The sequence below is a fragment of the Pseudomonas sp. CAU 1711 genome, assembly GCF_039888625.1.
In the GTDB taxonomy this organism is placed as follows: domain Bacteria; phylum Pseudomonadota; class Gammaproteobacteria; order Pseudomonadales; family Pseudomonadaceae; genus Aquipseudomonas.
The window spans coordinates 117874-128426 of the sequence record NZ_JBDQQT010000015.1 but is presented as its reverse complement, the minus strand read 5'-3'; the positions used below and the strand labels follow the sequence as shown (position 1 = coordinate 128426).

Genomic DNA, 10553 nt, shown 5'->3' with positions numbered 1-10553 from the left:
CACCCACCTGGCCAAAGCCACCCTGACCCAACACCCCCGCGCCACCCAAGGTGTTCAGCGAGGTGTTGAACAGACCCAGTCCATTGCCGGCAATCACCGCAACCATTTCCCTTCCCCCAATCAGATCGGCCGCACCCGCAGCCCAATGCGTCAGCCCACCCCACCGGGGCGATTCGGCTCTGTTAAGGGCTTTATTCCAAGATTTGGGAAATAGTTAAGGGGGCGAGTGAAAAAAATTTCATTGGCGGCTCGCCAAGCCTTGAAGAGCAAGACCTTCGTGAAGCCGCTCGGCGCATCCCCCCTGCATATCAACGCAGGAGAAACAGGCGGCAAGATGCACATGGCCTGTCCGCACGACCTCGACGAATCTTCAACACCTTGCGCCCCGGAAAAGCAAAAGCCCCGAAAACTTGTTAGTTTTCGGGGCTTTTGCATTGGGGTCTGGCGGTGAAGGAGGGATTCGAACCCTCGATACGGTTTCCCGTATACACACTTTCCAGGCGTGCTCCTTCAACCGCTCGGACACTTCACCGGATCTCGGCGAACCAGTCTGGTCCGTCGAGGCGCGCTAATGTAGCCGAAGGCTTTTCCGAATGCAAAATTTTTTTCAGTCGATTCATGCGCTTATGCGGAATGGCGGGCTTTCCGCTCTGACTCTTCCAGCTGCCTGGAGCTTAACGGCAGGAAGCCCAGGGAAACGCACAGGCTGACCAGAAACAGCAGCAGCACGCCGGCCGGGCTGTGGCTGAGCGGGCTCAGGGCCAGCAGGATCAGGCCGATCAGCAGCAGCGCTGGGGCGAGACGCAGGACGAGGACACTCGGATGATGCATGGCGGCGCTCCTCAGGTTCGTGGCTAACCTAAGTCACTGTTGGGTATAGCAGCCAATGGCCGCTGCCGATGACGCCAGTGGCGGAAGCGCGACGGGCGGATGACCCGCTGGTCAGCCAAAAGGCTTTACCCCTGCCGCCGCGCTGGGTAACGTCGCGCCATTTCCCGCAACCAGGACAAGGACCCGCGCCATGAGCGAACTGATCAGCTACCAACTCGAAGACGGCATCGCCACCCTGACCCTGAACAACGGCAAGGTGAACGCCATCTCCCCGGACGTGATCGCCGCCTTCAACGCCGCCCTGGATCGCGCCGTGCAGGATCGCGCCGTGGTCGTCATCACCGGCCAGCCGGGCATCCTCTCCGGCGGCTACGACCTCAAGGTGATGACCTCCGGCCCTCAGAACGCCGTGGCCCTGGTCACCGCCGGCTCCACCCTGGCCCGCCGCATGCTGGCCCACCCCTTCCCGATCGTGGTCGCCTGCCCGGGCCATGCCATCGCCAAGGGCGCCTTCCTCCTGCTCTCGGCCGACTACCGCATCGGCGTGGAAGGCCCGTTCAACATCGGCCTGAACGAGGTGCAGATCGGCATGACCATGCACCATGCCGGCATCGAACTGGCCCGCGACCGCCTGCGCAAGTCGGCCTTCCATCGCTCGGTGATCAACGGCGAGATCTTCGACCCGGCGGGCGCCGTGGATGCCGGTTTCCTCGACAAGGTGGTGCCGGTCGAGCAACTGCAGGCCGCCGCCCTGGCCGCCGCCCAGCAACTGAAGAAGATCAACATGACCGCGCACAAGAACACCAAGCTGAAAGTGCGCAAGGCCCTGCTGGAAACCCTGGACAAGGCCATCGAGCTGGACCAGCAGCACCTGGGCTGAGTACTCTCCCGGCCTGTCGTGAGCCCGGCCCCGTGCCGGGCTCTTCATTTCCGCCGTTATCCCAACGCCCCGGGCGTTCTGGCAAAGCTGTATTACCTTTATAGAGTGAAGAGCGAAACGGACTTCCCTTCTTGCCAGCGCCAGCAGTCATGCGAGGAGTCCCCTGCCCATGAAGATTGCCCATAAGGTCGGCCTTGCCGCCGCCGTCGTGCTGTTTCTCACCACCAGCCTGCTGTCGCTGGCCCAGATCAGCCAGGTCCGCGACACCCTACGCGGCCAGGTGGAAGCGAGCATCGCCGAGACCAGCAACGCCCTGGCGCGGCAGATCGAGAACTGGCTGAACGCCAAGCTGCAGCTGATCGACACCCTGGCGCAAAACATCGATCCCCAGTTCAGCCCCGAGCATATCCAGCAGACCTTCGGCCCCGCCGTGCTCAAGGAGCAGTTCCTGCTGGTGTTCGGCGGCCTGGAGACCGACGGCAAGCCGATCTCCAACGATCCGAGCTGGACCCCGCCGTCGACCTGGGACGCTCGCCAGCGCCCCTGGTACGCGGCCGCCAAGAGCGCATCCCGGGCCGTGCTGACGGAGCCCTACGAGGACGCCACCACCGGTGACATCCTGATCTCGGCGGTGGCCAAGTTCACCGACAACGGCCAGTTCAAGGGCGCCTTCGGCGGCGACATCAGCCTGAAGACCGTCTCCGAGGCGGTGAACACGCTGGACTTCAACGGCGCCGGCTACGCCTTCCTGCTCAATCGCAACGGCAACATCATCTCCCACCCGGATACCAAGCTGAACGGCAAGAGCATGAGCGAGCTGTTCGACGGCCGCAGCCCGGCGCTGGACGCCCGGCTCGAAGCGGTGGCGGGCAAAGGCAAGGACCTGCTGGTGTCCTTCACCCCGCTCAGCAACCTCAAGGGCATGGACTGGTACATCGGCGTGGTCCTCGACGAAAGCATCGTCATGGCCGAGGCCAATGCCCTCACCTGGCGCGCGGTGCTCGGCACGCTGCTCGGCGTGGTGATCAGCCTGGTGGCCCTGGGCCTGCTGATGCAGCGCCTGCTGCAACCGCTGACCCACCTGCGCAGCTCGTTGCAGGAGGTCAACAGCGGCAAGGGCGACCTGACCCGCCGCCTGCCCGCCGAGGGCAACGACGAGATCGCCCAGGTATCCCAGGAGTTCAACAGCTTCCTGCAGAACCTGCAGAGCCTGATCGGCGACGTTCTGGCCAGTTCGCAGCGGGTTCGCGAGAGCACCGAGCTCACCTCCCACGAGGCGGACCAGGCCTCCGGCCGGCTGCACCAGCAGCTGCAGGAGCTCGACCAGCTGGCCACCGCCATGCAGGAAATGGCCTCGACCGCCGAGGAAGTGGCGCGCAACGCCCAGGCCGCGGCCCAGGCCGCCATCGCGGCGAACAAGGAGACCGAGAACGGCGTGGCGGTGGTGTCGCGCTCCACCCAGGCGATCAAGAAACTCGCCGACGAGATGAACGACACCAGCCAGGCGATCAACGAGCTGGCCAAGCTCAGCCAGAACATCGAGTCGATCCTCTCGGTGATCACCAGCATCGCCGAGCAGACCAACCTGCTGGCGCTCAACGCCGCCATCGAGGCGGCCCGCGCCGGCGAGTCCGGCCGTGGCTTCGCCGTGGTGGCCGACGAGGTGCGCTCGCTGGCCTCGCGCACCCAACAGTCCACCCGGGAAATCCGCGAGATGATCGACCAGCTGCAGACCGGGGTGAAGCAGGCCGAGGCGCGCATGCAGCTGAGCCGCGACACGGCCAGCCAGACCGCCGAGGACGCCGGCGCGGCCAACGAGATGCTCGGCCGCATCCGCGAGGCGATCACCCGCATCAACGACATGAACCTGCAGATCGCCACCGCCGCCGAGGAACAGAGCGCCACCACCGAAGAGATCAACCGCAACACCACCAACATCCGCGACATCAGCCAGGAAGTCGCCGGCGGCGCGGAGCAGCAGGTGCGCCAGTGCGCGTTGATGGTCGAACAGGTCGGCCAGCAGGACCACCTGCTGGGCCGCTTCAAGGTCTGAGCGGGCACCGGTGGCGCGGCTCGCCTGCTTGCTCCTGTGGCTGAGCCTGGCCGGCCCCGCCGCGGCGGCCACCGCGGTCACCATTCTCTGCGACAACGGCTACCCCCCCTACAGCTACGAGGAGAACGGCGAAGCCAAGGGGCTGTACAACGACATCCTGCGCGCGGCCTTCGCGCAGATGCCGGACTACCAAGTCGAGATCCAGCCCGTGCCCTGGCGCCGCGGTCTCGACGCGTTGGCGAAGGGCCGCTCCTTCGCCCTGTTCCCGCCCTACTACCGCCCGGCGGAACGCCCCTACATGGACTACTCGCGGCCCATCCTGGAGGAGCGGCTGGTGGTCTTCGTGCGCGCCGAGGTGGCACGCGCGCGCAGCATCGACATCTTTCCCGAGGACTATGTGGGCCTGCGGATCGGCATCAACGCCGGCTTCAGCCCGGTGCAGAACCCGCTCTACCACCGCATGCTGGGCAAGGGCCTGCTGACCGAGAGCTTCGCCAAGGACAACCGCTCCAACCTGCTGAAACTGCACCGCGGGCGCATCGACGCCTATATCAACGACCGCCTCTCCATCCTCTGGGAGCTCGGCAACCTGCAGCAGCGCGGCGAGTTGCCGGGCGATGCCCGCGAGTTGCTCATCGAGGGGCCGACCCTGAGCGTGGAGCAGGGCTACCTGGGCTTCACCAACCGTAATCCGCACGACTTCCCCTACAAGGAAGACTTCATCCGCCAGCTCAACGCCGCGCTCGACTCGCTGGAGCAGGCCGGGGCTATCCAACAGACGGTGATGTACTACCAGAGCCCGGCCGTCGACTGAGGCGCGTGAACCGCGACCACCCCGGTTGCCGCCACCGGCTTTCGCCCCTACACTGCGCGCCCCTTACCTCCGCGGGCGTCAATCGTGCTGTTTTCCCTGCGCATGCTGTTGCTCGGCCTGCAATTTCTCCTCGCCGGCCTGGCCGGCCTCCTGCTCGGCCTGTGCCGCCCCTTCAACCCGGACAACAGCCGCCTGTGCGCGCGCCTGTATGCCCTGCCCGCCCTGTGCGTGCTGCGCCTGAAGCTGAAGGCCGAGGTCAGGAGCCTGTACGGCCAGGACCGGCCCTGCGTGATAGTGGCCAACCACCAGTCCAACTACGACCTCTATGTGCTGGGCCGCGTGGTGCCGCCGCGCACCGTGAGCATCGGCAAGAAGAGCCTGAAGTGGATCCCCTTCTTCGGCCAGCTCTACTGGCTGGCCGGCAACGTGCTGATCGACCGCGGCAACACGCGCCAGGCCAAGCAGGCCATGCTGCAGACCACCGAGACCCTACAGCGCCGCGCCACCTCCATCTGGGTCTTCCCGGAAGGCACGCGCAACCTGGGCAAGGGCCTACTGCCGTTCAAGAAGGGCGCCTTCCAGATGGCCATCGCCGCCGGCGTACCGATCATCCCGGTGTGCGTCAGCAACTACGCCGGCCGCCTCAAACTCAATAGCTGGAGCAGCGGCCGCGTGCTGATCCGCTCCCTGCCGGCCATCCCCACCCTGGGCCTGACCCTGGACGACCTGCCGCAGCTGATGCAGCGCTGCCAGCAGCTGATGAGCGAGTGCATCGAGCAGCTCGACCGTCAGGTGGCCGGGGCCTAACGAGGCCCACCTCGCGGCTGTAGCGGCAGTAGGTAGCGGGCTGGCGCACGGATTCTGCCGCCAACCCAGACGCCGCCGGAATGCGACCGTTATTTCCGAGACAGCGCACTGGGTTAAGCTGCCCCCTCGTCCACAGAGGAGGTTCCATGGGTCAGCTCATCGCCGCGGCCGCCTACAGCAAGGGCCGGAAAGTCGCCGACATCTCCCTCGCCGAGGGTCGCCACTGGGCCTGTCAGCCCGACCACTTCGTCTGGATCGGCCTGCGCGACCCCAGCAGCGCAGAGCTGCACAGCCTGCAGGAGCAGTTCGACCTGCACGAGCTGGCCATCGAGGACGCCATCGCCCAGCACACCCGGCCCAAGCTGGAGACCTTCGGCGACGCCCTGTTCATGGTGCTCTACTCGCCGATCCGCCGCCCCGGCGGCGGCCTGGAGTTCGTCGAGACCCAGCTGTTCGCCGGCAAGGGCTATGTGATCAGCGCCCGCTACGGCGACTCCGCACCCTACGCCAGCGTGCGCCAGCGTTGCGAGGCACGGCCACTGCTGCTGGAGCACGGCGAGGACTTCGTGCTCTACGCCCTGCTCAGCTTCGTCACCGAAAACTACCGACCGCTGCTAGACAGCATCCACGCCGAGCTGGAGGAGATCGAACAGGCCGTGATCGGCCGCCCGCTGCACCAGACCGAGGTGGAGCGCATCCACGGCCTGCGCCGCGACCTGCTGCGTCTGCGTAGGCAGATCGCGCCCATGGTGGAGATCTGCAAGGAACTACAGCAACTCGACTTCCCTTTCATCGACAAGCACATGCGCCCCTACTTCCGCGACATCGCGATCCACGTCAATCGCCTGCTGGAAGACCTCACCGGGCTGCGCGAGATGGCCGACCACGCCATCGAGATCGGCCTGCTGCTGGAGGCCTCCAGACAGAGCCTGACCCAGCGCAAGTTCGCCGCCTGGGCGGCGATCCTGGCCTTTCCCACCGCGGTGGCCGGCATCTACGGGATGAACTTCCACAACATGCCGGAGCTGACCTGGCACTACGGCTACTTCGGCGTGCTCGGCATCATCGGCGTCGGCTGCGTCGGCCTGTTCGCCAACTTCAAGCGCATGGGCTGGCTTTGAATGCCGAGGTAGGCTGGGTTAGCCGCGTAGCGGCGTAACCCAGCGGGGCGGCGCAATGGAACGCGCTGGGTTTCGGCACGCGGTGCCTCTACCCAGCCTACGGGAGTAACTCGGCGGGGCGACTGACATCGACCACGCCGGGTTACGGCCCCTGGCCTAACCCAGCCTAGGTGAGCGACGGGCTCAGGCGCTTTGCGCGTTCTTGCCCTGGGCGACGAAGCGCATCATCCACTCGGCCACCGCCGCGCCCTGGTGGGACTGCTCCAGGCTCGCCACCGCCTTGCGATAGGTCGGCTCGCCGATGCACGTCTGGCGGATGTCGAGTATCGCGCGGGTGTAGTCGTGGACGAACTCCGGGTGGCCCTGGAAGCACAGCACCTGGTCATCGATGCAGTAGGCCGCCACCGGGCAGAACTCGCTGGAGGCCAGCAGGGTAGCCTTGTCCGGCAGGGCGGTGACCTGGTCCTGATGGCTGATCAGCAGATCCAGCTCGTCCAGCGCCGGGCTCATCCACTGCGGGCGTTGCTTCATCTGGTAGCGATGGATGCCCACGCCCCAACCCTGGCTGGCGCGCTCGGCGCGACCGCCGAGCAGCAGGGCCAGCAGCTGATGGCCGAAGCAGATGCCGAGCAGCTTGTCGCCGTTCTCGTAGCGCTGCAGCAGGTAGGTCTTGAGCGTCTGGATCCAGGGGTCGCTGCCAAAGGAGTCGGCCTTGCTGCCGGTCACCAGATAGGCGTCGTAGCGCTCTTCGTCCGCCGGGTAGTCACCCCGCACCACGTTGAACACCTCGAAGGACGCCGGCAACGGCTGCTGAGCGAACAGGCGCTCGAACATGCGGCCGTAGCCCTGATATTGGTCTACCAGTTCGGGGCGGAGGATATCGGTTTCCAGAATGCAGATGCGCAGCGACATTGAGCGGATTACCTGAGGAGACCTGGCTGATGGAGGAGGCGCCTAGCGTGCATCGAAGGGCTCTGGAACGCAATATCCATGGGGCTTTCCAGCGAAATCGGGCGATGCCCGGCAATTATCACTGCCCTCGATAGGCAACATGCCGAGCATTCACTTCTGTCGATGGTGGCGCTCGGCAAAGATGCAGCCGTACCCAACCACTCCCAGAGGAGAAATCGCATGAGCAGCTTCGCCGCCATTGCCAGCCTGATCGCCGCATCCGCCTTCCGCAGCGCTCCGCTCCCCACCCAGCCGCAACAGAGCGGTGCCCGCCAGTAACAGCCGCCACGGAGACTCAGCCATGACCATCACCGAAGCCTTCGGCAACAGCAACACCTATGGGGTCACTTACGTCAGCCTGAGCGACTCCGGCCTGCACTTCGAGTCCGAAGCCGCCGTGCATCTGGAAGACGGCAGCCTGCTGACCCTGCGCATGCCCACCCGGCAGAGCGAGAAGCTGGCCATCCACTCGGTGGTCTGCATGCAGAACGGCTGGTGCCAGGCGGCCTGAGGAAGAAGGCGCCCGGCTCCGCCAGCGGAAGCCGTGCGCTCGCGTTGTAGCCCATCAGATGCAATCCGGGAAACCGGCAGCTCCGCTCCCGGATTGCATCCGGGATATCGCCTCCCGGTAAAAGGCGCCTTAAGTGCTCCCCTCTCCCGCCGGGAGAGGGGCTGGGGGTGAGGGCGTTTCGGCGAGTCCCTCATCCGCCCGCGGCCCGCCCAGCCCACTCCCAGGGGGAGAGGGAGAACAACAGCCGCGGTGCCGACTCAATCAAAGTTCGGCCGAGCGCGATGCCGCTAAGTGAACAGCATTACGGCTTGCGCCGGCTCTTTCGCCACACAGGCAAGCCTCAGAAGCCCTCGCCCCTGGCCGCCTTCTCCAGCAACAGGGCCGGTGGCAGGAAGCGCTCGCCGTACTGCTCGGCCAGGTACAGGGCGCGGGCGACGAAGTCCTTCACCCCGTACTGGTTGATGAACTGCAGCGCGCCGCCGGTCCAGGCGGCGAAGCCGATGCCGAAGATCGAGCCGATATTGGCGTCGGCCACCGACTTCAGCACGCCCTCCTCCACGCACTTCACGGTCTCAATCGCCTGGACAAACAGGATGCGGTCGCGCACGTCCTCCTGCGGGATCTGTGCATCCGCCTTCTCGAAACGGGCCTTGAGTTCCGGCCAGAGGAGCTTCTTACCGCCCGCCGGGTACTCGTAGAAGCCGCCGCCGGCGGTCTTGCCCGGGCGCTTGTACTCCTTGAGCATCAGCTCGATCACGTTGAAGGCCGGGTGCTCGGGGATGCTCTTGCCCTCGGCGGCCAGGTCCGCGATGGTCTGCTGGCGGATATGCTCCATCAGGCTCATCGACACCTCGTCGCTGATCGCCAGCGGGCCCACCGGCATGCCGGCCTTGCGCGCCTCGGCCTCGATCATCGCCGCGCTCACGCCCTCGCCGAGCATGGCCAGGCCCTCGTTGGTGAAGGTGCCGAACACCCGCGAGGTGAAGAAGCCGCGGCGGTCCTCGACCACTATCGGGGTCTTCTTGATCTGCAGCACGTAGTCGAAGCCGCGGGCCAGGGTCTCGTTGCTGGTGCGCTCACCGCGGATGATCTCCACCAGCGGCATCTTGTCGACCGGGCTGAAGAAGTGCAGGCCGATGAACCTGTCCTGCTTCTGCACCGCACTGGCCAGGCCGGTGATCGGCAGGGTCGAGGTGTTGGAAGCGATCACCGCATCCGCCAGCGCGGCGGCTTCGGCGGCGGCGTTGACCCTGGCCTTGAGGCCACGGTCCTCGAACACCGCCTCGATGATCAGGTCGCAACCGGCGAAGTCGGCATCGCTGTCGCTGGCCTTGATCCGCGCCAGGAAGGCGTCGCGCTTCTCGGCCGTCATATGGCCCTTGCTGACCTTCTTGTCGAGCAGCTTGGCCGAGTAGGCCTTGCCCTTCTCCGCCGCCTCGATGGACACATCCTTGAGCACCACCTCGATGCCGGCGGCCGCCGACACATAGGCGATGCCGGCGCCCATCATACCGGCGCCGATCACCCCGACCTTCTTCGTCACATACTGCGGGATGCCCTGCGGGCGCGACTTGCCGGCGTTGATCTCGTTGAGCTGGAACCAGAAGGTGCCGATCATGTTCTTCGCCACCTGGCCGGTGGTCAGCTCGGTGAAGTAGCGCGCCTCGATCAGCTGCGCGGTGTCGAAGTCAACCTGCGCGCCCTCGACGGCGGCGCACATGATCTTCTCCGGCGCCGGGAAGCAACCCTTGGTCTTGTCGCGCAGCACGCTCGGCGCGATGGCCAGCATCTGCGCCACGGCCGGGGTGCTCGGCGTGCCGCCGGGGATCTTGTAGCCCTTGACGTCCCAGGGCTGCACCGCGGCCGGGTTGGCGGCGATCCAGGCGCGCGCCTTGGCCAGCATCTCCTCGGGCGTCGCGGCGATATCGTGGATCAGGCCGGCCTTGAGCGCGGCTTCCGGGCGCACCTTCTTGCCTTCGGCCAGGTACGGCAGGGCCTTCTCCAGGCCGAGCAGGCGCACCATGCGTACCACGCCGCCACCGCCCGGTAGCAGGCCGAGGGTCACTTCCGGCAGGCCCAGCTGCACGCTGGAGCTGTCCAGGGCGATTCGGTGGTGGCAGGCCAGGCAGATTTCCCAGCCGCCGCCCAGCGCGGCGCCGTTGATCGCCGCCACCACCGGTTTGCCCAGGGTCTCCAGGCGGCGCAGCTGGCCCTTGATACCCAGGACCATGTCGTAGAACGGCTTGGCGTCGGCCCGGGTGACCTTGATCAGCTCGTTGAGATCACCGCCGGCGAAGAAGGTCTTCTTCGCCGAGGTGAGGATCACGCCGGCGATGGAGTCCTTCTCCGCCTCCAGGCGATCCAGGGTGGCGCCCATGGCCTCTCGGTACTGCGCGTTCATGGTGTTGGCGCTCTGGCCGGGCATATCGATGGTCAGGACGACGATATTGTCCTGGCCCTTTTCGTAACGGATGGCGTCGGTCATGTCTATTCACTTCCCAAATGTCGGGGAGTCGTAGGATGGGTTGAGCCCCGCGATACCCATCAAGCAGGGTGATGGGTATCGCTCCGCCCCCCATCCTACG

The 10553-nt window shown here is 65.9% G+C and carries 9 protein-coding genes and 1 tRNA gene; 6 read left to right on the top strand and 4 right to left on the bottom strand.

Going from position 1 to position 10553, the window contains the following annotated elements:
* Positions 1-442 precede the first annotated feature (442 nt).
* Both AAFN46_RS17185 and AAFN46_RS17180 read right to left on the bottom strand, forming a co-directional pair.
* A tRNA-Ser gene (locus AAFN46_RS17185) sits at positions 443-532 on the bottom strand.
* 92 nt (positions 533-624) lie between these two features.
* Positions 625-831: a hypothetical protein gene (locus tag AAFN46_RS17180; RefSeq protein WP_347809921.1), complete on the bottom strand. Its 207-nt coding sequence runs from the start codon at positions 829-831 to the stop codon at positions 625-627.
* A 190-nt stretch (positions 832-1021) separates the two neighbouring features.
* Between AAFN46_RS17180 and AAFN46_RS17175 the strand changes: the two genes are divergently transcribed.
* From AAFN46_RS17175 to AAFN46_RS17155, 5 genes are all read left to right on the top strand, one after another.
* A complete protein-coding gene (locus AAFN46_RS17175; RefSeq protein WP_347809920.1) occupies positions 1022-1711 on the top strand; it encodes a crotonase/enoyl-CoA hydratase family protein in 690 nt (229 codons plus the stop codon).
* Positions 1712-1880: 169 nt separating this feature from the next.
* On the top strand, positions 1881-3764 hold the full coding sequence (locus AAFN46_RS17170; protein ID WP_347809919.1) for a methyl-accepting chemotaxis protein: 1884 nt from the start codon (positions 1881-1883) through the stop codon (positions 3762-3764).
* Between the two features lie 28 nt (positions 3765-3792).
* Complete coding sequence (locus AAFN46_RS17165; protein WP_347809918.1) at positions 3793-4578, top strand: transporter substrate-binding domain-containing protein; 786 nt, start codon at positions 3793-3795, stop codon at positions 4576-4578.
* A gap of 84 nt (positions 4579-4662) precedes the next feature.
* The gene (locus AAFN46_RS17160) at positions 4663-5385 is read left to right on the top strand and encodes a 1-acylglycerol-3-phosphate O-acyltransferase (RefSeq protein WP_347809917.1); all 723 of its coding nucleotides are present in this window, start codon (positions 4663-4665) and stop codon (positions 5383-5385) included.
* 146 nt (positions 5386-5531) lie between these two features.
* Positions 5532-6506, top strand: coding sequence for a magnesium and cobalt transport protein CorA (locus tag AAFN46_RS17155; RefSeq protein WP_347809916.1), 975 nt, complete (start codon positions 5532-5534; stop codon positions 6504-6506).
* A gap of 183 nt (positions 6507-6689) precedes the next feature.
* Here AAFN46_RS17155 and AAFN46_RS17150 read toward each other — a convergent pair whose 3' ends face one another.
* Positions 6690-7418, bottom strand: a complete 729-nt coding sequence (locus AAFN46_RS17150; RefSeq protein WP_347809915.1) for an amidotransferase — start codon at positions 7416-7418, stop codon at positions 6690-6692.
* A 340-nt stretch (positions 7419-7758) separates the two neighbouring features.
* Here AAFN46_RS17150 and ptrC point away from each other — a divergent pair, with 340 nt between their 5' ends.
* Positions 7759-7968, top strand: coding sequence for a type III secretion system co-regulatory protein PtrC (gene ptrC, locus AAFN46_RS17145; protein ID WP_347809914.1), 210 nt, complete (start codon positions 7759-7761; stop codon positions 7966-7968).
* Between the two features lie 340 nt (positions 7969-8308).
* Here the strand turns inward: ptrC and AAFN46_RS17140 are convergent, their stop codons facing one another.
* Positions 8309-10453 carry a 3-hydroxyacyl-CoA dehydrogenase NAD-binding domain-containing protein gene (locus AAFN46_RS17140; protein ID WP_347809913.1) on the bottom strand — a complete coding sequence of 715 codons (2145 nt, stop codon included), beginning with the start codon at positions 10451-10453 and terminating at the stop codon, positions 8309-8311.
* Positions 10454-10553 lie beyond the last annotated feature (100 nt).

What these genes read in the sequence shown, in the direction of transcription:
- AAFN46_RS17180 (WP_347809921.1), bottom strand. Translation starts at nt 831, where the DNA reads ATGCATCATCCGAGTGTCCTCGTCCTGCGTCTCGCCCCAGCGCTGCTG.
- AAFN46_RS17175 (WP_347809920.1), top strand. Translation starts at nt 1,022, where the DNA reads ATGAGCGAACTGATCAGCTACCAACTCGAAGACGGCATCGCCACCCTG.
- AAFN46_RS17170 (WP_347809919.1), top strand. Translation starts at nt 1,881, where the DNA reads ATGAAGATTGCCCATAAGGTCGGCCTTGCCGCCGCCGTCGTGCTGTTT.
- AAFN46_RS17155 (WP_347809916.1), top strand. Translation starts at nt 5,532, where the DNA reads ATGGGTCAGCTCATCGCCGCGGCCGCCTACAGCAAGGGCCGGAAAGTC.
- AAFN46_RS17150 (WP_347809915.1), bottom strand. Translation starts at nt 7,418, where the DNA reads ATGTCGCTGCGCATCTGCATTCTGGAAACCGATATCCTCCGCCCCGAA.
- ptrC (WP_347809914.1), top strand. Translation starts at nt 7,759, where the DNA reads ATGACCATCACCGAAGCCTTCGGCAACAGCAACACCTATGGGGTCACT.
- AAFN46_RS17140 (WP_347809913.1), bottom strand. Translation starts at nt 10,453, where the DNA reads ATGACCGACGCCATCCGTTACGAAAAGGGCCAGGACAATATCGTCGTC.